Origin of the sequence: Hathewaya proteolytica DSM 3090 (assembly GCF_900142225.1) — a bacterium.
Classification (GTDB): domain Bacteria; phylum Bacillota; class Clostridia; order Clostridiales; family Clostridiaceae; genus Hathewaya; species Hathewaya proteolytica.
Genome location: NZ_FRAD01000016.1, coordinates 1 through 26,340 on the forward strand (window position 1 = coordinate 1; position 26,340 = coordinate 26,340).

At 34.5% G+C, this 26,340-nt stretch carries 22 protein-coding genes, 1 tRNA gene, 1 rRNA gene and 3 other annotated features; of the genes, 1 reads left to right on the plus strand and 23 read right to left on the minus strand.

Annotated elements, in window-relative coordinates; genetic code table 11:
- From BUA73_RS09505 to BUA73_RS09520, 4 genes are all read right to left on the minus strand, one after another.
- Window positions 1–66, minus strand: a 16S ribosomal RNA gene (locus tag BUA73_RS09505); the annotation flags it as partial.
- Window positions 67–785: 719 nt separating this feature from the next.
- Complete coding sequence (locus BUA73_RS09510) at window positions 786–1,388, minus strand: type II toxin-antitoxin system PemK/MazF family toxin (protein WP_072903901.1); 603 nt, start codon at window positions 1,386–1,388, stop codon at window positions 786–788.
- 32 nt (window positions 1,389–1,420) lie between these two features.
- Complete coding sequence (gene sdaAB, locus BUA73_RS09515; RefSeq protein WP_072903902.1) at window positions 1,421–2,092, minus strand: L-serine ammonia-lyase, iron-sulfur-dependent subunit beta; 672 nt, start codon at window positions 2,090–2,092, stop codon at window positions 1,421–1,423.
- Window positions 2,093–2,185: 93 nt separating this feature from the next.
- Window positions 2,186–2,758: a rhomboid family intramembrane serine protease gene (locus BUA73_RS09520; RefSeq protein ID WP_072903903.1), complete on the minus strand. Its 573-nt coding sequence runs from the start codon at window positions 2,756–2,758 to the stop codon at window positions 2,186–2,188.
- 184 nt (window positions 2,759–2,942) lie between these two features.
- On the opposite strand from BUA73_RS09520, the gene BUA73_RS09525 reads away from it, so the two are divergent.
- A tRNA-Leu gene (locus BUA73_RS09525) sits at window positions 2,943–3,029 on the plus strand.
- Between the two features lie 94 nt (window positions 3,030–3,123).
- Here BUA73_RS09525 and deoD read toward each other — a convergent pair.
- The 19 genes from deoD to BUA73_RS09620 form a co-directional block, all read right to left on the minus strand.
- Window positions 3,124–3,822 carry a purine-nucleoside phosphorylase gene (gene deoD / locus BUA73_RS09530; RefSeq protein ID WP_072903904.1) on the minus strand — a complete coding sequence of 233 codons (699 nt, stop codon included), beginning with the start codon at window positions 3,820–3,822 and terminating at the stop codon, window positions 3,124–3,126.
- Window positions 3,823–3,885: 63 nt separating this feature from the next.
- On the minus strand, window positions 3,886–5,208 hold the full coding sequence (locus tag BUA73_RS09535; protein WP_072903905.1) for an amidohydrolase: 1,323 nt from the start codon (window positions 5,206–5,208) through the stop codon (window positions 3,886–3,888).
- Window positions 5,209–5,267: 59 nt separating this feature from the next.
- The gene (gene rpsA / locus BUA73_RS09540) at window positions 5,268–6,434 is read right to left on the minus strand and encodes a 30S ribosomal protein S1 (protein WP_072903906.1); all 1,167 of its coding nucleotides are present in this window, start codon (window positions 6,432–6,434) and stop codon (window positions 5,268–5,270) included.
- Between the two features lie 90 nt (window positions 6,435–6,524).
- A complete protein-coding gene (locus BUA73_RS09545) occupies window positions 6,525–7,688 on the minus strand; it encodes a MalY/PatB family protein (RefSeq protein WP_072903907.1) in 1,164 nt (387 codons plus the stop codon).
- A 94-nt stretch (window positions 7,689–7,782) separates the two neighbouring features.
- Window positions 7,783–8,205 (minus strand): type II 3-dehydroquinate dehydratase, encoded by a 423-nt coding sequence (gene aroQ / locus BUA73_RS09550; RefSeq protein ID WP_072903954.1) that lies wholly within the window; start codon window positions 8,203–8,205, stop codon window positions 7,783–7,785.
- Between the two features lie 19 nt (window positions 8,206–8,224).
- Window positions 8,225–8,728: a shikimate kinase gene (locus tag BUA73_RS09555; protein WP_072903908.1), complete on the minus strand. Its 504-nt coding sequence runs from the start codon at window positions 8,726–8,728 to the stop codon at window positions 8,225–8,227.
- Between the two features lie 24 nt (window positions 8,729–8,752).
- Window positions 8,753–10,159 carry an MATE family efflux transporter gene (locus BUA73_RS09560; RefSeq protein ID WP_072903909.1) on the minus strand — a complete coding sequence of 469 codons (1,407 nt, stop codon included), beginning with the start codon at window positions 10,157–10,159 and terminating at the stop codon, window positions 8,753–8,755.
- An 11-nt stretch (window positions 10,160–10,170) separates the two neighbouring features.
- On the minus strand, window positions 10,171–10,974 hold the full coding sequence (gene aroE, locus BUA73_RS09565) for a shikimate dehydrogenase (protein ID WP_072903910.1): 804 nt from the start codon (window positions 10,972–10,974) through the stop codon (window positions 10,171–10,173).
- Window positions 10,971–12,224 (minus strand): class 1 isoprenoid biosynthesis enzyme, encoded by a 1,254-nt coding sequence (locus BUA73_RS09570; RefSeq protein ID WP_072903911.1) that lies wholly within the window; start codon window positions 12,222–12,224, stop codon window positions 10,971–10,973. Before BUA73_RS09570 ends, aroE begins: the two co-directional genes overlap by 4 nt.
- Before the next feature lie 136 nt (window positions 12,225–12,360).
- Complete coding sequence (locus BUA73_RS09575; RefSeq protein ID WP_072903912.1) at window positions 12,361–13,143, minus strand: class I SAM-dependent methyltransferase; 783 nt, start codon at window positions 13,141–13,143, stop codon at window positions 12,361–12,363.
- A gap of 28 nt (window positions 13,144–13,171) precedes the next feature.
- Window positions 13,172–13,465, minus strand: coding sequence for a chorismate mutase (locus BUA73_RS09580; RefSeq protein ID WP_072903913.1), 294 nt, complete (start codon window positions 13,463–13,465; stop codon window positions 13,172–13,174).
- Entirely contained in the window at window positions 13,447–14,595 is a 1,149-nt protein-coding gene (gene aroC / locus BUA73_RS09585) for a chorismate synthase (protein WP_072903914.1), read from the minus strand. The genes BUA73_RS09580 and aroC overlap by 19 nt, the downstream gene beginning before the upstream one ends.
- Entirely contained in the window at window positions 14,573–15,868 is a 1,296-nt protein-coding gene (aroA, locus tag BUA73_RS09590; protein WP_072903915.1) for a 3-phosphoshikimate 1-carboxyvinyltransferase, read from the minus strand. The genes aroC and aroA overlap by 23 nt, the downstream gene beginning before the upstream one ends.
- Window positions 15,869–15,878: 10 nt before the next feature.
- Window positions 15,879–16,943: a 3-dehydroquinate synthase gene (aroB, locus tag BUA73_RS09595; protein ID WP_072903916.1), complete on the minus strand. Its 1,065-nt coding sequence runs from the start codon at window positions 16,941–16,943 to the stop codon at window positions 15,879–15,881.
- On the minus strand, window positions 16,931–17,806 hold the full coding sequence (locus BUA73_RS09600; RefSeq protein WP_072903917.1) for a prephenate dehydrogenase: 876 nt from the start codon (window positions 17,804–17,806) through the stop codon (window positions 16,931–16,933). Before BUA73_RS09600 ends, aroB begins: the two co-directional genes overlap by 13 nt.
- 94 nt (window positions 17,807–17,900) lie before the next feature.
- Complete coding sequence (aroF, locus tag BUA73_RS09605; RefSeq protein WP_072903918.1) at window positions 17,901–18,914, minus strand: 3-deoxy-7-phosphoheptulonate synthase; 1,014 nt, start codon at window positions 18,912–18,914, stop codon at window positions 17,901–17,903.
- Window positions 18,915–18,983: 69 nt separating this feature from the next.
- Window positions 18,984–19,248, minus strand: a binding site (T-box leader).
- 300 nt (window positions 19,249–19,548) lie between these two features.
- Window positions 19,549–20,985, minus strand: a complete 1,437-nt coding sequence (proS, locus tag BUA73_RS09610; RefSeq protein ID WP_072903919.1) for a proline--tRNA ligase — start codon at window positions 20,983–20,985, stop codon at window positions 19,549–19,551.
- A 59-nt stretch (window positions 20,986–21,044) separates the two neighbouring features.
- Window positions 21,045–21,276 (minus strand) — a binding site (T-box leader).
- 63 nt (window positions 21,277–21,339) lie between these two features.
- Complete coding sequence (locus BUA73_RS09615; RefSeq protein WP_072903920.1) at window positions 21,340–22,701, minus strand: sodium-dependent transporter; 1,362 nt, start codon at window positions 22,699–22,701, stop codon at window positions 21,340–21,342.
- 155 nt (window positions 22,702–22,856) lie between these two features.
- Window positions 22,857–23,097: a binding site (T-box leader), on the minus strand.
- Between the two features lie 56 nt (window positions 23,098–23,153).
- Entirely contained in the window at window positions 23,154–26,270 is a 3,117-nt protein-coding gene (locus BUA73_RS09620) for an insulinase family protein (protein ID WP_072903921.1), read from the minus strand.
- Window positions 26,271–26,340 lie beyond the last annotated feature (70 nt).

Sequence of the window (26,340 nt, forward strand, 5' to 3'; positions counted from 1 at the left end):
CTCGACTTGCATGTGTTAAGCACGCCGCCAGCGTTCGTCCTGAGCCAGGATCAAACTCTCAATTTAAGATGATGCTAGAAACTTGTTTCGTGCAGCATCTTACTCATCAGCTGCGCTGAGGAGTTCCTTGCTACCCTAACTTGTATCTGCTCTTTTATTGAGATATTATCTCTTGCTCGAAGCATTACTTGCTAAGCATTTTACTTACTTGTTATTCAAAAGAATACGAGTTTGTTTATTTCTTTTATTCTGTTTAATTTTCAAAGACCATTTATCTTCGTCGCCGTTAAGCGACTTGTTTAGTATATCAAACCTAAACTTTCTTGTCAACAACTTTTTTCAATTTTTTTTGAAGTTAAGTTGTTTGCTTGAGCTTACCTTTTAAAGGCTTGTCTCTCGCGACGACATGGATAATCTTATCACATTCATTTTTAATTATAAATACATAAACCCATCTAAATTTAAAGTTTAATTTAAGATACTACATATTTCTCTTTTTTTCGCTAATTTTTATATTAAGATACACTAGGTACTGTTTTTCTCTTTTTTTACATATAAAAAAGAGAAGGACATGCCTTCTCTTTTTCTATGATATATAGTCTCTTGATCTTTATCAAGTATGTTAACAATTATAAATGCGAGTCTTACTCGCTCAACAAAAAATATTATACTATGTACTCAAAAATTATGCAAGAGTTTTTTTATTTTTTTTATATATTTTTGTGACATTATGTACTTTTTTGTCGATTTTCTGTGTTTTATTTAAAAAAACATGGAATAATACTTTATTTGTTTTGAAGTTCAAGAGAATTTCTTAGCTTTGAATCTAAAATTTTGATAAAATCATCTTTTAATGTGGCTATTTTTCTTCCCAATCTAACCTTGGATACTACCTTTATCTGTTCACATAAAACTGTACCCGTTATTTTTTGAGCTTCACCCACCACAAGATTATAGTCTGTTTCCCTTAACTGAATATGTACTTTAATTTTCTTTTGCCTGTTAGATATAGGAACAACTATAGTTGTAGGTCCTTTTAAATTTCCCGTATTATTCTGTATAATAATAACTGGACGAATTTTATTTTCTTCAGACCCTACATTTTGTCCAAGTTCACAGGTCCAAATTTCACCTCTCCTAGGATTTATGTTTTTATCATCTGCGGACTTGCTACTCATCTCCATCTTTTTCTTAACCCACTCTATGTACTTAAACAAGCTGTGGATCTTTCTCGCCTGCTCCACAAGACTACAACATTTGCTACTATTTTTAACTGCTGCTCTGAATTCATTCAAATATTCATTTGTAAGATCCGCTATCTTCTTTTCCGTATCCTCGATATACTGAATTAATTCTTCATCGCTCATACTCCTTATATCGTTACACATAATGTCCCCCGATTAATTTTGAAATCATTTATCTAATGTCCTGGATTTAACGCCCTAACTGAAATCACATTCTCTAGTTCCATAATTTTATCTACCACATCTTCAGATATTCCGTGATCCATCTGGATGATTGTAAAAGCGTCTTTTCCCTTTGAATTTCTTGTCACATTCATAGTAGCTATATTGCATCCGTATTCCGCCAAAACTGTAGTAATGCTGCTTATAACACCCCTTCTATCGTGTTGTTCTACTATTACAGCTGGGTAGTCCCCTGTTAAGTCTACACTGTAACCGTCTACTGATGTAATTTTAATGCTTCCCCCACCAATAGAAGATCCTATAATGTTTCCTATAACGTCTCCTTTTTCGTAAAATACTATTTTGGCAGTATTGGGATGCTGGCCTTCAAGTTCCACTGTTTTAAATTCTATTTCTATGTTTTTCTTAGCCGCAATATCCATAGATGTTCTTAAGTTTTCATCATCCGGTCCCATGCCCAATATTCCTGCAACAAGAGCTTTGTCTGTACCGTGACCCCTGTAAGTGTGTGCAAAAGACCCATGAAGGTAAAATTCCACTTTATCAAATTTTTTATTTACAATTTCCCTTGCAACTTTCCCAAGTCTTGCAGCACCTGCTGTATGAGAGCTTGATGGGCCAATCATTATAGGTCCTAAAATATCAAATGCACCGTAACTCTTCATGTTATCTCTCCTTTTATATACAATTAATATGTTATATGCCATTTATATGCAGTTTACACTCTATTGTTCTTCACATTATATGTCTTAATCTTGTTACTTATTTTTAAAATATCCGAATACACTTCCACATATACCACCTACTATGTGACCAAATTGTGAAATATTGTCATTTCCAGTGATTCCTCTTATCAACTCAGGCACTATGAATAGCATGACAATAATTATAAAAGTGACAGGAATTTTGCCGTTTTCAGTATTGGTAAAAGACCCGATAATTATAAACATAAATGCAATGCCACTTGCTCCAAGCACAGCTATACTTGGGAAAAATATAATATTTAAAATGCCGGTAACTAAAGTGGTGATTAATATCATCTCAAAGATACACTTTGAACCGTATTTTTCTTCAATCATGGGACCTATAGCCAGTATAATTGTAAAATTCCCCATGAAATGTTGCCATGATGCGTGGGCAAATATATAAGTTACAAGCCGTGTATATTGCATTACATCCACAAAACTAGTTTTCTTCAACATAAAAACTCTATATGTAGTTATATCTTTTGTTGCAAGCCCTAGTAAATAAACTATAAAACTAATTGCTGTAAACCCCAATATTACTGGTGAATTATATTTTATTTTGCTTTTTAAAGCTAATATATTCATGTTTATTTTCCTGCCCATAAATTTAAATAATTTTTGCTTCCTTTACGTAAATATTATATCATATAATATAGGTAAATGGAATATTGTTTCAAATATGTGCCAAAAGAAAAGTTGGATTTTTTGCTTTTTTTATATTGCATTGTGTTTTTTATTGTGGTATACTAGCAAAGTAGGTTGTGCTTATGCCGAAGTGGTGGAACTGGCAGACGCGCTGGACTCAAAATCCAGTGGTAGCAATACCGTGCGGGTTCGATTCCCGCCTCCGGCACCATAAAAAAAACGTTCAATCATAGGAATATGATTTGAACGTTTTTTTATACTTTTTACATGTATAATATTAAGAACTAAAACAAAACATCTAATACTTATGCTAAAGAAAGAGCAAGTTCAATCATGTTGGTAAAGGTTGTTTGTCTTTCTTCTGCTGTTGTTTCCTCATGGGTTAGTATGTTGTCACTGACCGTCAAAATTCCCAGTGCATTTACCTTGTATTTTGCTGCTATAGTGTATAGACCAGCTACTTCCATTTCTAAAGCAAGTGCTCCAAATTTCGCCCATATCTCATAACTCTTAGGATCATCATGATAAAAAGTATCTGATGTAAGCACATTTCCAACATGAACATCCATGTTCTTTTCCTTTGCCGAATTATAAGCTTTGTATAGAAGGTCAAAAGAAGCTGTTGGTGCAAAATTCATACCGTTAAATCTCAAAGTGTTAATATTGGAATCCGTAGATGCACTCATAGCTATAATAACGTCTTTCATTTTTACGTGTTCCTGTATGCATCCACAAGTACCGATTCTAATAAGATTTTTCGCACCATAACTTTGTATCAACTCTGTTGCATATATGGATATAGAAGGTATTCCCATACCAGTTCCTTGCACTGACACTCTCTTACCATTGTAGGTTCCAGTAAATCCATACATACCCCTTACTTCATTGTAACATTCCACATCCTTTAGAAAATTTTCTGCTATAAATTTTGCCCTAAGAGGATCTCCTGGCATTAAAACTGTTTCTGCAATTGCTCCTGCTTTAGCATTGATATGTGTACTCATAATAGCTCTGGTAAATAATTTTACCAGATTACACCACCTTTCATTTTAAATATTTTATTTATATTATATTGCTTGCTTTTTATTAGTAATGCTATGCAATATATTTACATAAAGCATGACACCATTTATTAAATTGGATTCGTCTATGTCGAATTTTGGACTATGGTGTGAAAATTTTCTTTTTGTTCCAATAACAAAGTATGAGGCTATACCGCCACTCTCACTTACTTTATTCATAAAATACGTTACATCTTCCGATGCTCCAAAGTCACAATTATATATTGGCTTTAAATTCATTTCCTTTACCACTTCTTCAACCTTAAGTGTAAAATCTTTATTTAGGTATTCAAAAGAATCAGCAGAACCTACTACTATTTTATCATAATTCACGCCATACATTAGAGAAGCGCCCTTTATCATGTTTTCAACCTTTTCCTTTAAATCATCCAAGATGATTTTTTTACTAGCTCTTATTTCCATCTCCAATTCAGCTTTGTCGGGTATTGTATTCCTAGAGGATCCTGATATTAATTTCCCCACATTTGCCCTACTTATACCTTTGCCATTTTGTGTTAAATTGTAAACATTGCTAGTTAAAGCGCAGGCAGCCATTAAAGCATTCCTGCCATCCTCTGGGGCTACACCTGCATGAGAAGACACACCTGAAAATTCCACATTCATTTTTTCAGTGCCAAGAAAGCCTGTGGTGGAACATCCTATCTCCATATTTTCTGCACAAAAGCCAATATGAGAGGACAAAAAATAATGGCAATGCTTTAATATATCTGAAACAATTTTGCTATTACAAAGGCTGTACGCTCCTCTCACTCCCTCTTCTGCTGGCTGGAATATAAATATAATTTTCCCAGCAAGTTTATCCACATTTTCACATAGATATTTTGCAATAGTTAGCCCCATGGCAATGTGACAATCATGTCCGCAGGCATGCATATATCCCTGGTGCTTTGAAGCAAAACCTTCTATATATGGTTTGTGATCTTCACACTTACTCTCTTCTATAGGGAGCCCATCTATATCAAACCTTAATACCGTAGTATTCCCTTCACGTTTAGTATCTAACACCGCCACTGCACCTGTATAACCATCTAAAACTTCATCATACTTTTTACAATCATATTCCTTATATTCATCAATAAAAGCTTTTTTATTTTTTTCTATTATACTGTCCTTAGGCATGCCCATTCTATGACTGTGAATAGATTTGCCGTACCATACCGCTAGACCTAATCTTTTTAAGTATTCAACTATATCTATGGTAGTTTTATATTCCATCCACCCTTCTTCAGGATATTTATGAAATTCTCTTCTCAAGCCTATAAGCTGTTTTTCCAATTCTCCTTTTATTTTTTCATTGCAAAATTCCATATTATCACCTTTTTATTTTAAAAAAAGAAAAGACAAGTATGCCTTTTCCTTTAGTTTTATTATTTATCAATTTCTATATTTTTTAAAACATCTCCAATAGATGTAGCATTTTCTTCTTTGTCAACATAAGAAGAAAAATCCTCTACAGGTTTTTCATCCACATCTTTCATGCTAAGAGAAATCTTATGACCTTCAACATTGATATCGATTACTTTTACCTTTACTTTGTCATTAGCCTTTAGAACTTGAGATGGTTTTGATACATTTTCATGACTAATCTGACTTACGTGAACTAAACCTTCTATACCCTGTTCTAATTCTACAAAAGCACCAAAATCTAAAACTTTTGCAACAGTACCTTCTAACACATCTCCAACTTTAAATTTCTTTTCGATATTATCCCATGGATTCTCACCTAATTGTTTTAAACTAAGTGAAATTTTCTTTTTCTCAGCATCTACGTCTAAAACATATACGTCAATGGACTGTCCCTCACGTACAACTTCAGAAGGGTTTTTTATCTTTCTCCAAGACATTTCAGATAAATGTATTAATCCATCCTGTCCCCCTAAATCAACAAAAGCACCAAAAGTAGTTATCTTTCTAACTATACCCTTAACTACCTGCCCTGTTGAAATATTGCTCCAGAATTCTTCTTTTTTCTTTGCAAACTCTCTTTTCTCTATTTCTTTTGCAGACGCAATTATTTTTTGTTCCCTTTTGTCCACATCTGTAAGTAGGCACTGGAGTTCTCTTCCTTCATATGTTTTTAAATTATCTATGTATACAGTTGAGACAAGCGATGCTGGCATAAAGGCATTCAAACCTTTAACAGTGCCCCTAAGACCACCCTTTACTGCCTCTTTTACCTTAAATGAAACCACTTGGCCTTTTTCTTTAAGACCTATGAGTTCTTCCCAGATCTTTAAAGCATCCGCTCTTTTCTTAGATAGCAACACATTTCCCTCACCATCATCTCTTTTTACTACCATAACCTTTATTTCATCATCAACCTTTACTATGTCTTCTAATTTTCTTCCGTCATAGCATACATCATCTACTGGAATAATACCATCGTTCATATAGCCAATATTAACTATTACTCCATTTTGAGAAACTGATAATACCTTACCGTGTAAAACTTCACCAGTTCTCACACCTCTCATGGATTTTTCAATGTCCTTCATCGCTTCTTCCATGGTCATGTTTTCATCATCAAAGTTCATTTTGTTCACCTCAGACTAAATTTTCTATGTTATCAATAATTTGATTATACTATCATAATGATTTAAATTCAATAAATGTATTCTCTTGGCTTAAAATTTATTAGTAAATTTTTTTATTCTATCCATAGCTTCTTCGAGAAGAGCCCTTCTAGTAGCCACGTTTATCCTTAAATAATTTTCCCCTTCTTCCCCAAATTGTATTCCACTGCTGCAAAGTACACCTGCATCTTTCAGTGCAGCCACTAATTCATTGTTGTTCATATGGAGACTTGAAAAGTCAACCCACAACAAATAAGTGCCTTCTGGCTTTCTTACCTTAAGTTTTGGCATTTCATTATTGATATAGTTTACCACATAATCCACGTTGCCTTCTAGATATGATAGCATTTGTCTATACCACTCTTCACCCTTGGAGTACACAGATTCTAATGCTATAGCTCCCATTAATGTAGGTTCTTCTATATGGTATTTTTCTTCATACTTTAATATTTTATTCCTTATTTCTTCATTGGGTACAATTAAATTAGCAGTTTTAAATGATGCAATGTTAAAGGTTTTATTCGGAGCAGTACATATAACACACAATTCCTTTGCATCCTTATCTACTTCTGTAAAAGGAATGTGTTCAACATCGTTGAACAAGATGTCAGAGTGAACTTCATCGCACATAACATATAAGTTGTGTTTTTTTGCAATTTCAAAAACCTTCTCTAACTCATCTTTTTTCCATACCCTACCCACAGGATTATGAGGACTGCAAAGCAAAATCATTTTTGTCCTACTTGTTATTTTATCCTCCAAATCTTCATAATCCATAGTGTAATATCCATTATTATTTTTCAAAGGATTTTTTACCACAACCCTGTCATTGCTTTCAATAGAACTAAAGAATCTGTGGTATACAGGAGTCTGAACAATGATTTCATCACCTTTTTCAGTAAGTGCATCTATAGTAAGACCTATGCCTGCAATAACTCCTGGGACATATAAAATCCATTTCTCATCTATATGCCAATTATGTATTTTTTTCATCCAAGACTTAATAGACGAAAAATACCCTGGTTGCACTGCCGAATAACCAAAAACCTGATGTTCCAATCTCTTAGTGATATCATTCTTCAATGATTCTGGTACTTGGAAATCCATATCTGCTATCCATAAAGGTATAATATCCTTGCCCTCCAGTAAGGTTGAAGACCATTTTGTGCTATTATATTTTTCCCGATCTAAGACTTCATCAAAATTATATATCATATTTTCCCCCCGGCATAAAAAATACGTACCATCTTATTATACTATGATGTTATGGTTTTATCTATATAATATTTTATTCTTGTATTCACTTATTCTAACTTAATAAAGCTTCCATGGCTAGTTTATATCCTAAAAATCCAAATCCACAGATTTGACCTATACAAGCCGGCGCTGTTACCGACTTGTGTCTAAATTCTTCTCTCTTGTGTATATTACTTAAATGCACCTCTACAATAGGCATCTCCACTGATTTTAAAGCATCGTATATGGCTATGCTGTAATGTGTATACGCCCCAGGATTTATGATTATTCCATCTACCTTACCATAAGCCCCCTGAATATAATTTATGATTTCGCCTTCTATATTACTTTGTTTTACTTCTACATTTACCCCAATTTTATCTGCCTCTTCCTTTATGAAATCACATAAATCCTTATAACTACCCTCACCGTATATGCTTTTTTCTCGGATGCCAAGAAAATTTAAATTTGGACCATTTATAACAAGTATTCTCAAAATAAGTTCTCCTCCCAATTTATGCCTCATTGATTTTTTTAATTATTGTATTTACCACACTGCTTATATCCTTGAGGTTTTCAACTTCTATATCGCAATATTTCTTGTATAAATCATGTCTTTCATCATACAAGCTGTATAAATTATCTTTATTGTCTTTTAATAGTGGTCTGCTACTGGTATCCACATCAGCTATAATATTCTCAAGAGGTCTGTTTATAAAAACTATAACCCCATTTTCCTTTAAATTTTCTATATTTTCTTGTTTTTTTACAATGCCGCCACCAGTGCATATAACCGTATTTTTCTTTTTGCTAACTTCAGCTGCACATTTACTTTCTATATTTCTAAAATATTCTTCACCCATTTTAAATATTTCTGCAATAGTATTCCCTTGAAATTTTTCTATATACCTGTCCAAATCCAATAGATTCATTTTCAATTTGTAACTAATTATTTCACCTATGGTACTTTTACCACAGCCAGGCATACCTATTAAGACAATATTGAACCCTTTTTTCATCTCTCTTTCTCCTACTCCTTATATTTAAACTCTTATTTTTTTCCAACCACCTAGTTGGAATCTATGCTTGCATAAGAGATATCTAATGCCTTGATCCATAAAGTAGCTCATCCAAACACCAGCTAAGCCTAGCCCCAATGGATAACACAACACATACGCTTCTATGGGCCTTAATATACCAACGCTGATCATGGTGGTAAAAGCTGTATATCTAGCATCTCCAGCACTTCTAAGTGCACTAGAATATATATATTGTGATGATTGTATAGGTTGTGTCACAGCTACTTCTAAAAGTATTATGTACCCCAGACTTAGAACCATATTATCGTCACTAAACAATCCAATGATAGACCTTCCAAACACCACAAAAACAAATATTATGACACAAGAAATAATAAATCCTATTCTAATGGAAACATTTACGTATAACTGAGAAATATCTTGCCTTTCTTTACCCATAGCTTGACCGAACAGTGCACCAGTAGCCATGGATAAGCCATCATAAAAAGCAAAGGAAAGATTGGTAAGGTTACTACATATCATATTAGTAGCAAGAGCTGTAGTACCAAGAGAGGCAATTACCTTTGTGTACAGGAAGAATCCTATCCTAAAAAATATCTGTTCTACTCCAGCACTGATTCCTATGGAAAAAACAGATTTTAGAGACTTTAACTTAAATTTAAATAACTGATTTATGTTTATACGAAGGAAATTTTCTTTTTTGCTAGTGAGAGAAATTATGGCCATGATGAATCCTACCAAATTTCCTATGACAGTAGCTATGGCAGCCCCTCTTATACCCAGAGCGGGAAAACCCAAATGTCCAGTAATGAGAAAGTAGTTCAATAACATATTCACAAGATTAGATACAACATTTATTTTCATGGATATCTTCGTATTGCCACACCCACGCTGTGCACCATTTATACAGAAAGTAATTACATTGAAAGGAATACCAACCATTAATATTTCAAAATATGCTACAGCACTATCTACTATTTCATTGTTAGCACCGGCAAAAACAAGCAATGGTCTTGCATAAACTGCACCTAGGGTAGCTATAATTATGGAGAGAAGTATACATATAGTTATGATTTGATTCAAAATGCTGTTAGCTTCCTTCTGATTATTTTGCCCTTTTCGCCTGGCTATTACTGATGTTAATCCCACGTTTAAAGCCATAAAAACTGACAATATAATCATCCTGGGCTGGCCCGTAATTCCAACCGCGGCAATGGCACCTGAACCTAAACTGCTAACCATTATGGTGTCCACCATAGATATTAATGCCACTAACACCGCGTCTGCAACAGAGGGTGCTGATATATTTAACACCTCTTTGTATACTTCAGCAGTACTGGGTAATTCTCCTTTTTTCTTCACTTTTCTCATAAGATATTCCACTGAAAAAAGTTTGTATAGTGAATTCATATGCACTCTCCTTATCTTAAACTGTCAGTTATTTTCTCAGTAACATTTTGTGGTATAGATATGTTATTCCATATTTCCTGGGACTTTACTGCTTGGGCAACTAGCATGTACATCCCATCAGCTACATTAAGTCCAAGTTCCTTTGCATCTTTTAAAAAAACTGTTTCCCTAGGATTGTATATAATGTCAACTGCGCTTCCAAAGTTTTTTAAGACACATTTTTCCACTGGAGAATTGCCTATTTTAGGGTACATACCCACTGGTGTACAGTTGATTATTAGTGAACTATCTGAAATTTCTTCAAGTTCTTTATAAGTTACCACCTGCAGATCAGGGTACTTTTCTTTTGCCACAGCTTTGTCTGTACTTACTAAGGTGATATCTTTTGCACCATTATCCACTAAATACTGCACAATAGCTCTAGATGCCCCACCGGTGCCAAGTACTACAGCTTTTTCATTATTACACCTTATGTGATTTTTCTGCAATGCCATACCAAAACCATAATAATCTGTATTGTAACCGCAAGCTTTTCCATTATTGAAGGCTATCACATTGACAGCACCTATTTTCTTTGCTTCATGGCTTATTTCATCAAGAAAATCCATGATACTGATTTTATGTGGTATAGTTACATTACACCCTTTATAATTAAGACTTTTCAGCTTTTTTACCATATCCTCCAATTCGTTTTCTTGTAACTCAAATAATTCATAACTCCCCTGCATATTCATGATTTCAAAAATTTTTTTGTGAATTTCAGGCGAATATGAATGGATAAGTTTCCCACCCATTAGCCCGTACAAATTGTTCAAAATATCAACTCCTCCATTTTTCTTTTTCCTATTTTTCTTCTTAATCTTCTAATGTTGAGATTTATTTTTACATTAAAGGTTTTAAGATAAAGAACATTGTATGTAAAACACCTCATAATTTTCTTCATATACTGCTCAGAATAATTCATTTTGCTTTTAAAGGCCGCAAAAATTATTAGTCCATATATTTTTTCTTCCATTACATAATAAATCCACTTATATTCTTCATCTGTTATAGCTAAAATATTGTGGAAGGTGTTTCTAGTATAATTAAATAGATTATTGGTGAAATCATCTAAAAACCCATTGCTAGCAACCTTTGTAACAAGAGTATAATGCCCATTTTTTTCATCTTCCTGGATGTCCTGTATATCATCGCATATTTGAAGCAATACTCCAAAATTATATAAAAACTTGGCCTCTTCAATATCCACATTACCTCTTACAAGGTAACCATGCATTAGTACAGATATACCCCCCTTTTCAATAGACAACTCCAACAATTCTTTTTCATTGAGATTTAGACTTCCCTCCTGTTGAAAGAGACTGTTTTGCTGGGCTATTTGCATACTTATCATGGCATGATAAATATGGGGAAATTCATTTCTTGGGTATTCCTCTTCAATAAGTTTAATAAGATGGAAAACATACTGAATTTCTTTTATACAACCTTCCGTGTTTACTCCTTTAAGCCTATTATACACAGCATGGTTAAAATTCCTCTTGTCTTCCTTTGAAATATTGGCGTTGTCAAGGTAGTTATCGGTACAGGGATATAACATACTATAGGCAAAAATAGAGTTTGTAAGCTGAATTTTATTAAAAGTTACAAACTGATACACTAACATTGCCCATACATTTCTCAAAGCCTGAAAAATAGCTTCATTGGAGATATCTACCATGAAAATTTTAGCTCTGTGGACAAATTCCTTTGTAGCTAAGTACATACCACTTATAAAGATCTTCATTTTATCTTCTTTTACTTTGCAAAGTGGCACAGTTTCTACAAACCATTTTCCAAAGAGCTGTTGAATCTCCTCTTGCTTAGAATTTAAGACATCCTCGCTCTGAGACATACCCTCCAATATGGAAAAAAACTCACGGGTGTACTTATCCATTCTAAAACCATTTTTTGCTTTTCCAATGTAACTTCTCTCCTCTAGAAAAGAAGGATATTGGCTAGTTGTATTCATCCACTGCTCATATGATAATATTTTCATCGTCTTTATATAGTTCTCTACTTTTTTCATGTATATTCCTCAATTCATACAATATCTATTTAATTATACTCCGAAGTGCATATTTTGGCTATGCAGCAGCCAGTGGAAATTACCGTAAATTTAAAGGGAAGACCACTTTACATGATGACTTCCCTTTTTATCTATATTATTTTTTTCTTCCTATGAATAATGTATGATCACTGTATCCTATAAGATCTTCTCTTTCACATACTGTAAAATGATATTTTAACCATGCATTAAACATTTCTTCTGACCACTCGTCCACCATGTCACGGCGATAATTAGTAAGTCCGTCTGTGGCTATCATATGAAGTTTTTCCACTGAATACTGGCTGAATAATTTTTTTATATCCTCCATAGTCCACATTTCAAAAATTTGATCTGGATTGCTTGCACATTGGAAATCCTCCGATACTACCTTCTCTTTCATGGCATCTAAAATATTGCCCTTCATAAATCCCCAATTAAATATAGTAGAGTCATTCATAGTAAATGCCGCATAAATTAGCCCACCTTTTTTAGTAACACGCAACGCCTCGCTTATGGCAGCTTTTTTATCTTCCTCAGTAAATAAGTGGTACATAGGACCTAGCACCAACGTCATATCAAACATGTTATCTTCATACATACTTAGATTGCATGCATTACCCTGGTGCACATTAACTGTCATATCATCTTTTATTTTACTTTGAAATACACTGATATTATGTGGCATTAATTCCACAGCTTCCACTTTAAATCCTTTATCAGCATAATGAAGAGAATACCTACCAGTTCCAGCCCCAATCTCTAATATTTTCATGTCTTCTTTCAAATATTTATCTATATACCTAAGAGTTGTGAGAAATTCAACTTTTCCATGCTGCGAAAGTAATCTATTTTCCTCATCGTAGTTGTCATAGTAATCTTTTAAATATTTATTTTCCATATAGCATCCCCCTAATGTGTTAATTTATTTACCCTAGACTCTTTTCTTTAAAAACCTCTTTTTTTTGTATTTTTTTGCTTACCTCCATTATATCTATACAAATTTCCTCTATATATTCATCATAGCTTCTATCCTTTAAATAACCTTTATACTTATCTATTACTTTTTGCTCCCGTTCTTCGTCAAAGACAGGCATATCATGAGAAAGTTTATACTCTCCCACTTCAGTAACTAATTTAAATCTCTTTTCCATAAGTTCAACTATAGTTTTATCTATATTATCAATTTCATTCCTTATGATATCTAAACTCTGTCCTTCCATGTAATTTCCCCTTCTCTTTCAAGTATCATATCAAGAATTGTCAATGAAGCTGCACTTTCAATAACAGGTATAGCCCTTGGAACTATGCATGGATCATGTCTTCCTTCTATTACTAGTTCCGTATTCTCCATGGTTTCTATATTCACTGTATGTTGCAACTTTGCAATGGAAGGTGTTGGTTTTATAGCTACTCTAAACACTAAAGGCATACCACTAGTTATCCCGCCCAAAATACCACCATTGTTATTGCTAGTAGTCTTTATTCCTTTATTATTCTCATGTTTTTCCACTGTGAATTCGTCATTAGCCTTTGAACCCCTCATGGAGCTTATCTCAAAACCACTGCCAAATTCTATGCCCTTTACAGCTGGTATGGAAAACATCATGTGTGAAATACGGCTTTCCACTGAATCAAAAAATGGATTTCCTAAGGCTGTCATCATGTTGATAAATGCCGTTTCAACCACACCACCCACAGAATCTCCTTCTGCCCTAGCTTCCATAATAGCTTTCTCCATATGCTCACCTTTTTCTTCTTCAAGCACAGGTAAAGTCATATTTCTAAGAGTTTTCAGCAATTCGCCTGCACTACCCTTGCCGTGGAATTTATGGTCAATGTCTAAAAGATTTTTATCCTCTGTCACATTGTAAATGCTTTTTACATGGCTTCCCACCACAATGTTAAAATATCTTTCAAGAATTTGCATAGCCACAGCACCTGCAAAAACCAGTGGAGCAGTTATTCTACCAGAAAAATGGCCGCCACCTCTATAATCGTTGCTTCCATTATACTTCATATGTCCAGTGTAATCTGCATGACCTGGTCTCATGCAATCCTTTAAAATATCATAATCCTTTGATTTTGTATTTTCATTGAAAATTACAGCACAGAGAGGGGTTCCAGTGGTTTTTCCTTGAAAAAATCCGCTGAGAACAGAAAAACTATCCCCCTCTTTTCTAGGAGTGCTCATTTTGTTATTGCCAGGAGCTCTTCTTTTCATCTCTTTCTCTATATAATCCATATCTAACTCTATGCCGCCTGGTATACCATCCACCACAATACCTATGCCTTTGCCGTGAGATTCTCCAAATATACTAAGTTTTAATTTATTCCCCCACATGGAACCCATGAACATCACCGCCTAATAACATATAATCTCTCCAAAAATCAGGATAGGATTTCTCCACGCACATATAATCCTCAAGGATTATAAATTCCTTGCATCTAGTGGCTGCCACAGCAAGTGACATAGCTATCCTGTGGTCATTCCAACTATTCACAGTAACACCACCCTGAAGCTGTGAAACACCTTCTATAATAAGGCCCTCACTTAATTCCCTTACCTTTGCACCTAGCTTATTCATCTCAGTAGCTATGGCCTTTAGTCTATCTGATTCCTTTATTCTAAGCCTGCCTGCATTGATTATTTCAGTTTTTACACCCTGTTTTAAAGACGCCATTACGGTGAGCACTGGAACAAGATCTGGAATTTGTGATGCATCTATGATAAAATCTCCACTATTAATAGAAGCAAATTTTTCTACAATATCTTTGATTCTTCTATCACCCTGGATAGAAATTTCTTTTAGCCCTTCACAACTCACTTGATTTCCAATGTTTTGTGCCACCATAAAAAATGCCGCCTGAGAATAATCCCCCTCTACTACATACCCTTTATTATCTTTACATATATATTCTTGTTCTCCATCTATGATAAACTCTTTAAACTCTTTATTCTCCACACTTACACCATAAGCTTTTAGTACATCCAGTGTTAAGGCCACATAATCCTTAGACTCTAAATTACCATTGACTTTAATAACAGATCTTCCCTTAAGTAATGGCAAAGCAAATAATAGCCCTGATATAAATTGTGAGCTAATGTTGCCCTCCACTTCAAAAGTTCCACATTTAAGTTTTCCTCTAACCTGTAAAGGAAGTTTTCCTTCATTATTTTTGTACTCTATGCCTTGCTGATTAAAAATTCTATAATAAGTATCAAGAGGTCGTTCCACTAGTTTTCCTTTGCCTGTGAATTTAAAATCACCACCTATAGCAAGGGCTATGGGAATAAGAAACCTCAAAGTAGAACCTGACTCACAGCATTCCAAAACTGTACTTTCCCTTAATTGATTATTATTTTTGTCATCACTACATAAAGCTCCGTCAATATGGCATGTATAGGTGTTTTTTTCTTCCTTCAACTGTATTTTAGCACCTAAAGCGCACATACCATCTATAGTAGCCCTGATATCCTTTGACAACACTAAATTTTTTACCATAGACTCGTGGCCACAGGAGCATAGAGCCGCTGCAATTATAGCTCTATGGCTTATACTCTTTGATGCCGGTATATTTACTGAACCCTTTAAAATATGTGGATTAATTTTTATACTAGCCATGTTTAACCCCCTAGAAAATATATTTATATAATTCCTTAATATCAATATCCTTTACAAAAGAGCTTCCTATTTTGTCTAACAATATGAGCTTTAATCTTCCACTAATATTCTTTTTGTCCACTTCAATTATTTTTCTTATTTCACTTAATTCCACCTGTGGAAGTTCCCATGGAAGACCGTATTTTTCCAATATACACTTTAGCTTATTCAATGTATTTTCTTCTGTAAGCCCTAATTTCTCGCTGCATTTTGTTATATAATACATGCCCATGGCCACAGCTTCACCATGACTATAATTGCCATAATTATAATACTTTTCGATGCCATGTCCTATGGTATGGCCAAAATTCAATATCATCCTAAGGCCCATATCCAATTCGTCTACTTCTACTATTTGTTTTTTTATATTACAGCACTTAAATATTATCTTACATATATGATTCATTATATCATTTTCATCATTTATCATCATCAGTTCTTCAAACAAAGCCTCATCTTTTATGCAGGCATACTTAATAACTTCGCCCATGCCATCTATAAAATACTTCTTAGGCAGGGTTTGTAGAAGGTTAGGATCTATTAGCACCATTTTAGGTTGGTAAAAACATCCCACAAGGTTTTTCCCTTGAGGTAAATCCACAGCCACCTTACCGCCTACACTGCTATCTACCTGTGCTAATAGTGATGTGGGTATCTGAATAAAAGGAACTCCTCTCAAGTAAGTGGCTGCTGCAAAACCAGCTAAATCACCTACCACACCCCCACCAAAAGCTACTATCATATCACCTCTTGTGAGTCCAAATTTAATAAACTCCTCATAAAGCTGTTGGAGCACCGGCAAGGATTTACTGCCCTCTCCGGGAACTACAGCCATTAATTTTACATTAAAGCCTGTTGCTTCCAATAGATTTTTTAATTTTTCCCCATAAATTGCATTTAGATTTTCATCTGTCACCACAACAAGTTTCTCACCTTTGTATATGCTTCTAATGTCCACTCCGAAATTAACAAAACTACCATTGTCTACAATTATATCGTAGGACTTTTCTTTTAAGTTTACTGTTAACTTCTCCACGAATCCATCTCCTTTCGCATATCAGAACCCTTACATAGCTTTTCTTTAAGTTCCTCACACTTTTCATTTTCAATAAGATCGTATATTTCCTTCATATCATCTATAAAAATCTTCAGTTGTTTTCCAACGTAAGTTTTATTTTCCATAAACAACTGCATCCACAGCTCACAATTTATTTTTGCAACTCGTGTTGCATCCATAAAACTGCCACCTACACAAAGGTTATTTCCCTCCACCATATTGTTATTCATAAGTGTGCAAGCTATAATATGTGGCAATTGGCTAGTAAAGGCAACCATATTATCATGCTGTGCCGCAGTGAGTTCTATTACTTTTCCAAACCCAATTTGAAGAAGGAACTGTTTCATAAAATCACTGCTTTCATCTTTCTCCCCATCTCCAGAAACTAGAATGTACTGTGCCCCCTTAAATATGTTTTCACTAGAATTCTGAAACCCAGTAACTTCCCTTCCCGCCATTGGGTGGCCACCGATAAAGCTTAAATCCTCTCTCAATATATCACTGATTTTCTTCATTATATTGCTTTTGATACCAGCTGCATCAGTTATTATGGCTCCACTTTTAAAATAGTTCATATTGTCTTCAACGAACTGTACCGTTTCTTTTGGGTAGGTGCATAAAATTATCAAGTCAGCTTCTCTAATAGCTGATTTTTCTTCTTCAGACCCGGCAAGAATCCCCTCATGGATAAATCCCTGTTCTTTTGCCAAGTCCAATACATCCTTATTTACATCTATAGCCCAAATTTTATCCACATTCAAATTTGATTTAATACTTTTAGTAAAACATCCTCCAATTAATCCAAGGCCTACAATTGCTACATTTATATTTAAATCTTTCATCTGCTACACTCCCTGTACAATTAATCTTCTTTAACACAAGACAAAAGTAACTCCCTACCATACTACGCACTACATGCTAAACATTACTATACTTTTATAATTCTCTTCCCTCTACTTCTGCCAACATTTTTAATTTACCCATGAGATTAGTAAACATGTCTGGCGTTATAGATTGAGCTCCATCACACAAAGCATTTTCAGGATCATTGTGAACTTCAATTATTAATCCATCTGCACCCACAGCTATGGCAGCCTTTGACAATGGTTCTACCATCCATTTAAGACCTGTGGCATGGCTTGGATCCACTATTACTGGCAGATGACTAAGCTTTTTAACAGCAGGTATAGCACTTAAATCCAATGTATTTCTTGTGTAATTTTCGAAAGTTCTTATTCCCCTTTCGCAAAGAATTACATTTTCATTGCCTTCAGACATTATATATTCAGCTGCCATAAGCCATTCCTCTATAGTTGCGCAAAGACCTCTCTTTAAAAGTATAGGTTTTCTCGTTTTTCCAAGCTCCTTTAGCAAATCGAAATTTTGCATATTTCTAGCTCCAACCTGTATTACATCTACATCCTCAACAAATTTTTCAATGTATTTTGGAGACATAATTTCAGTGACAATAGGTAAGCCGGTTTTTGCCTTGGCCTTCTTTAGAAGTTCCAATCCTTCCATCTCCAGTCCTTGAAAACTGTAAGGTGAAGTTCTTGGTTTAAATGCTCCCCCTCTTAAAAAAGATGCACCTGAACTTTTAACAGCCTCCGCAATACCCACTATTTGTGCTTCACTTTCTACAGAACAAGGTCCTGCTACTATGCTTAGCTTCTTACCACCTATGATCCTATCCAATACGCTAATCTCACTATTGTTAGGGTGGAACATCCTGTTGGCTTTTTTGTAAGGCTCTTGTACATTAAGAACTTTTTTTACGCATTTATTTGCCTGCAGAGCATCTGTGTCCACTTTACTTGTGTCACCTACCAGCCCTAAAAGCCTTGTATTCTCCCCATCTGATTCATGAATTTTGCACCCAAGTCCTTCAATTCTCTGCTTTAACAACTCTATATCCTCTTCTTTTGATTGTGGATTTAATATGACTATCATTTTTATTCCTCCTAATTCATAATGAATTATATTTATATAAAATTTATATAACAAAAGCTCCCATCCTAATAAAAGGACGAGAGCATAATTCCCGTGTTACCACCTTAATTCATCGATACCTTGCAATATCAACCTCTTCAAGTACTCCACGAAATATCATGGGTAATACTCTAGCACTATAACGTGTGCAGTATCCGTTCTCCACCTACTGGTTGTTATCTTTCAAGGAGCAGCTCTGGGATGTATTCAGATAAGCTTCATAATGCGCCTCTCACTAAACGGCAACTCTCTGTAAAATTCAGTAAACCCTACTTTTTCCCTTCAAAGCATTTATATTTTTAAATCTATTATTATTATAATAATACACAGACTTTTCATTGTCAATATTTACTTTAAAAATAATTCTTGAATAATTTTAAAAAATTATTAACTAAATCGTTGAAATGTTATTAGATTAGTAATATAATAAGAATACACCTTGAAGTCTCATTTCAAATATTTTTAGGGAGATAATAAATCTCCCTCTTTTTTTTGTCTTTTTCTTCACCAAAACTTAAAATGAATCATTATATTTTTATAAAATAAGGTATGATGACCCCTCTGTCATCACACCTTATTTTATTATCTTATGAAATTAATATGCTCTTCCCCAATATAAAAGCTTAGTAGCTTTTTTGCCGCAACAAACGCAAGTGTCGCCTATTGGTTCTTGGCCAAATGGTATACATCTAGATGTGATGCCTGTTTCTTCTTTTATCTTGTCTTCACAAGCCCTATCTCCGCACCACATAGCTTTTATAAATCCTGGTTTATTATCTGCTATATTTACCATTTCCTCCACTGAAAAAGCTTCGGAAGTATTTTCATCTCTGCGTTGTCTTGCTCTCTCTAACATATCTCTTTGTATATTTTCTAACATTTCTACCACTGCCTTTTCTAGTTCATCAAGGCAAACCACAGTTTTCTCTCTAGTATCTCTTCTTACAAGTACAGCTTGATTACTCTCTATATCCTTTGGACCTATTTCTACACGAAGTGGTATACCTTTCATCTCACATTCGCTGAATTTCCATCCTGGCATTTTATCGCTATCATCTAGCTTAACTCTTATATCCTTTGCCATAAGTCTTGATTTTAGCTGCCCTGCTTTTTCAAGAACACCTTCTTTGTGCTGTGCTACCGGAATTATCATCACCTGTGTTGGTGCAACTCTTGGTGGAAGAATTAATCCATCATCGTCTCCATGAACCATGATTATAGCTCCAATTAATCTTGTAGTAACACCCCAAGAAGTTTGATGCCCATACTGAAGTTTTCCTTCTTTGTCACTGTATTGAATGTTAAAGGCCTTGGCAAAATTGTCTCCAAAATTATGACTTGTGCCAGTTTGAAGTGCCTTTCCATCGTGCATAAGACTTTCTATAGTGTACGTTGAGTTAGCACCTGCAAATTTTTCCTTTTCAGTTTTCTGACCCTTTATTACTGGAATAGCTAGTACTTGCTCACAGAAATCTGCGTATATATCCAGTATATTTAAAGTTTCTCTCTGAGCATCTTCCTCTGTGGCATGAATAGTGTGACCTTCCTGCCATAAAAATTCCGTAGTTCTTAAAAATGGACGAGTTGTTTTCTCCCATCTTACTACAGAACACCACTGATTGTATAATTTTGGTAAGTCCTTGTGGGACTGAATTATCTTTGCATAGTGTTCACAAAATAAAGTCTCGGATGTTGGCCTTACACAAAGCCTTTCCTGCAATTCTTCAGTTCCTCCGTGAGTAACCCAAGCTACCTCTGGAGCGAATCCCTCCACATGGTCTTTTTCTTTTTGAAGTAGTCCCTCTGGGATAAACATTGGCATGTATACATTTTCATGTCCAACAGACTTAAGTCTGCTATCTATGTCTTTTTGAATAAGCTCCCATATGGCATAGCCATAAGGCCTTATGATCATACATCCTCTCACACTGCTATAGTCTACTAATTCAGCTTTTTTAACAATATCAGTATACCACTTTGCAAAATCCACATCCCTAGATGTAATATCTTTCACTAATTTTTCCTTTGCCATCTTATCTCCTCCTGTATTTATTTTTACCATAAGAATAAAAAATAAACCCCGATCCCTGTAAAAGGGACCGAGGTATAAGTTCCGGCGTTACCACCCTAGTTAATACAATGCTAAAACTTACGCATTATATTCTCTCTCAATCAGTTAACGGATTGCTTCCGCTGTAGCCTACTAAAGTTTCGGTACAGAGCTCCAAGGCTGGTTCAACAGTACATTCATAAAGCTTTTCACCAAACCAGCTTCTCTCTTGAAAGAACGCTACCACCTACTATTCCTCTTCATTGCTTTTATTTATTAAACTCATATATTTATATATATTATACTCATTAACTTACTGTGTCAAGTGGTTTTATACTACTTAAAAATGATTTTCAACAAGCCAGTTGTATTAAGGAATATTACTATGATTATAACGGGAGCTAGATACTTCATGATAAAATTGTACACTTTCTTAACTGTAAACTTAAACATCCCACCTGATGTAACTTCATCCTCAAATTCTTCAGTTTTCCAGACCCATCCTATAAATACACAGGTTAAGAACCCACCTACAGGAAGCATTATATTGGAGGCAATAAAATCAAATAAATCGAAGAAGGTAAGTCCAAATATTTTCACACCACTCCATGCTCCAAAAGATAAAACACTTGGTATAGCTAGCATATACAGTCCCATTGTTACAAGAAAAGAAGTTTTTTTTCTGCTCATTCCATACTGTTCTGATATGGCTGATACTATTACTTCCATCAAGGCAATAGTGGATGTCACAGCTGCTATGGCCACAAGTATGAAGAACAAAGTCTGAAATGCATTTCCCATAGGCATACCTTTGAAAACCGCCGGTATTGTCACAAATAAAAGTTTCGCTCCTGCTGAAGGTTCTAGTCCATAAGCAAACACCGCTGGAAATATTACCATACCAGCCATCAGTGCTATAGCTGTATCTGTTACAGTAATTTTGGCTGACATGGACATTAGATTTTCTTCTTTTTTAGTATAACTTCCGAAAGTAATAGTTATTCCCATGGCAAGGCTTAAAGTGTAAAAGGAATGTCCTAGCGCCTCAAGAAAACTATTCATAGTAAGCTTTGAGAAATCTGGTTTAAACAAAAAACTAACTCCAGCACTGGCTCCATCTAAAGTAAGAGATCTAACCATTAGAACTACAAGTAATACAAACAAAAATGGCATTAATATCTTGCTACATCTTTCTATACCTTTTTTAACACCCATCATCACTACGAAACATGTTAAAGCTAGTACTACAGCTGTCCAAAGCAGTGGGTCAAGGCTTCCCGATACGTGACCAAAATAATTGCTCAACTCCCCTATAGGAATAGAATTAAATTTTCCTGAAAAAGATCTAGTTATGTATGAAAAAACCCATCCAGTTATAACAGAATAAAATGATAATATGATAAAGGCAGCTACAGTGTTAAGCAAACCATTGTACTTCCATGCTTTTTTCGGTGATACATTTTCAAAAGATTTAACGGCACTACCTTGACCTCTTCTGCCAATGGCAAATTCGCCTAACATTATAGGCATTCCTATTAAAAACACGCAAACAAGGTATACAAGTAAAAATGCTGCTCCTCCATTTTCCCCAACTAAGTAAGGGAATTTCCATATATTACCTAGACCAATAGCAGAACCCACCGCTGCTGTAAAAAGACCTAGTTTTGTTCCGAATCGCTCTCTTTTCTTTTGTTCCATAATTTTCCCTCCAGTATTATTTAAAGAATATTAACAATTTTTAGCTTATTATTATGATAAACTTTCGTTCATTTAAATGAACATAAGGTTTTAATTTTACGCTGGCCAGCTATAAAAATAAAAAAAACTTCCGCCTCACAAATGTATATAACATCTGTAGAGGCGAAAGTATATTCGCGGTACCACCCTACTTTACAATTTAAAAATTGTATCTTAGTCAAGTCGAGGCTATGCCTGAACTCTAGTCGTATAACGTCGACACACGTCTGCACCTACTTTTTGCATTTCGGACAGAAGCTCGGGAGTGATTATTACATACATACTATCGCTAATTCGCACCATACATTAGCTCTCTTAAGATAAATATTGTATCTTTCTCTCCGTCGTAGCTTTGGTTTATTAATAATTTATTTTATTATATTATAAGTTTTTTCATCTGTCAACACTTTTTTTTAATAAAATGAATTAATCTTATTAAATATCTTCTTGTTCTTCACAATCTCTCTTTTGTTTCCAACCACAGTAATGGTTTTTTCATCCAACCCTTTTTTAAACATTTTCTTATACTTCTTTATATCCTTTAATGTGGCTGTCTTTATCTCCCACAGTTCTCTTTCAAGGTCACTTCTCGTTATATTGCTAAAGTAAATATAATCGGCATGATTCACCTTTTCATCTAGAGTTTTTGTATTGCAGTACTCCGCCAATGTGCTAATTTTGTAACTTTCCAATTCCTTTGAGCTCATATTTAACTTATCTAAGTATAGAGGGACCTCTTCAAATACTTTAAGAGTATCTACAAGCTTGGGGTCTCTGTAAGATGCCATTGCTATAGCACCCTTAGAATTCAATAAAATATTTGCCCCATAAGCGCCGCCCTCTACACGTATTTTATCCCAAAGATAATCCATCTCTAATATATTTTTCATTATTTTCATATTTCCATTGTACTTGTATCCAAGTTTTTTATAATTAAAACCTTCAGTGTTGTACAGGACTTCGCTTTCACACAGTATTGCTTCACAAGTATTTTCTAAAGGAATATCCCATGAACTTAATTTCCCTTTATCACTTGTCATATTTTTAGTTAAAGTTCCCAGAGCATTTTGAAAGGAATTGTAGCCTTCATTATCTGTTGTTATGCTTATTGTTATGTTGTTTTTGTTAAATATCAACTTAGAAAGTTCGCATAGTTTCTTCGCAACTTCTTGATGCTGATTTTCTATATTCTTGTATACTTCCTTTATAAAATCAAAGTATTTTAACCCGTAAAAATATTCGCCTATGGCTTTTTCCTCATAGTAGCAAGACATATTTTTATTCATACCCAAAACTTCAGGATACCTATTCACAAGGTTTTCATTTTGACTTATAATGTTGTTAAGGTAAGATTTTAGCACACTTTTGTGGTCAAAATCGCTGCATAGCATCTCGTCATTTAGTATGCACATCATATCCTTCAAATTTTCATTTTTTGTAAGGAAAGAAGCCTTAAGATACGCACTAGTCTTATCCATATCTTTTTCATCTGTAAACACTTCAATGCTGTAATTTATGCCATTGCTCATGGAATTTACTTTTTTCTCGAGTTCGCCTGTATCCAACTCATTTGTATTCACCTTTCCCATTAAACTAGCTAAAAGTTTTGCGTAACACAGATCCTCTTTCTTTAAGTTTTGTAAATTAAAATATATGTTCATTTTGCTAGTTCCATTGGTTGCCCATGGATGATACAATATCTCCACATCATCTTTTTTCCTTCTACAAGATGGTAGCAAGTCTAGAATAGGGTTTACATCCTCCATCTTAAGCTTTGGTATTCTATCAATGTACTCCTCATCGCTCTTAGAGCTCTGCCAAACTCTAAGTTGGGAAATATTGTCCATAATAGTTTCATATTCGCCACTTTTGAGACCACCTACGAAGTTCTGCAGCTTATTCATCTCTTTTTTTGCAAGGGCTTGAGACAATCCCTTCTCAGGGCTTAATATAACTATGCTTTTGTGGTCATTTTTAATAAAATGCTTGTGTAGAACTTCCTCAAAAAAGTAGTTCTCTTTGGCTTTCATTATAGTTGAAATTTCTTCTTCCTTGGCAAAGGCACCCATGGGGTTGAGTCCGTAAACGCAATAATCTAAAATTCGCCTATTTATTTCAGTACCCCTTCCATTGGAAGATGCTCCATACCAACGCGTGCTAAGCTCTAGCTTATTTAATTCCGCTTCTATGATGTCTCTATCTATACCATTAATAAAAACTCCTAGCAATGTGTCCTCCACAACTTGGGCAAACCTTTCCCCTTCATCCTTCTGACAATTATATGCAATAATAGAATAGAAATTTTCCCTAAGGTTTTTTACATAAGTTCCCGACACATTGTTGAAGCCTTCTCTGTGTAAATTCTTGTATACAACGGAGTTTGGATTGCTTATTATAAGAGAATCCAGCATCTCCAAAGCCATGTCTGTAGAAGGGTTCTTTTCGTCAATGGAAAAATTGTACGTCAGCACAGATTTATTTGATGAATCATTATTTTCATCACTGGCATAAGTGTATTCCTGCACCGCCCTTTCCTGAAAATGAGAAGATTTTTCTATATTGGAGTCTATACCCTTTAGTTGGTACTTTTTTAAATAATTATTGTTCAAATCCTTTAATTTTGAGCTTATGTTCATATCTCCATATAAGTATATATATGAATTTGAAGGATGATAATATTTTTCATGGAACTTTTTCAACTCATCAAAGGTAAGGTCTGTTATATAGTATGGATCCCCCCCAGAGATAAAGGCATAGGTAGTATCAGGATATAGACTTTTGCAGATACTATTGTATAGCCTTCCATCCATAGTGGACAATGCACCCTTCATCTCATTGTAAACCACCCCATTGTATTTTAGTCCATTGGGAGTATTTTCATAATACCATCCTTCTTCTCTGAATATTCGTTTTTCTTTATAAAATAAAGGATTAAAAACCATATCCATATAAATATCCATTATGTTAGTAAACTCTTTTTCGTTTGTAGTGCTGAAAGGATATATGGTGGTGTCTGAGGTGGTAATTCCATTCATATCCTTACTAAGAGAGGATTCCATAACTTCTTTTAAAAGCTGCTTTACAGGGTATTTCTCTGAGCCACCCACAAGAACGCAGTGCTCTAAAATATGTGCTACACCTTTATTGTCATAAACAGGGGTTCTAAAGGCTATAGAAAAGTGTTTATTTACATCATTGTTTTTCACAGCAAACAACTTTGCACCACTTTTTTTGTGTTGGAAGCTTAAAAGCATCTCTCCATGGTTTTCATTTTTCTCTAGTAATTCAAAGCCATTGTACAGATTCCCTACTGTAAAGTTTTCATCTTTAGTACTTGAAAACTCCACTTCTTCCGTGTTGCTCTTAGATTCTTGTTTTGCATTTTTATTTGTAGACTTTGATTCTTGTTCAATGCCATATCCTATTTTTTCTCCATATGCATAATTGACGTAGCTTTTTTCCGTGAAAAAAAATAAAGATAAAATAAGCACTAGGGTTGTAAGTCCACAACTAATTCTTTTGTTGTTCATTGTAAGACTCCTTTTTTGTTTTGTTGTAACCCTATTTTGCGTATTTTATCCAAATATATACTATGAAATT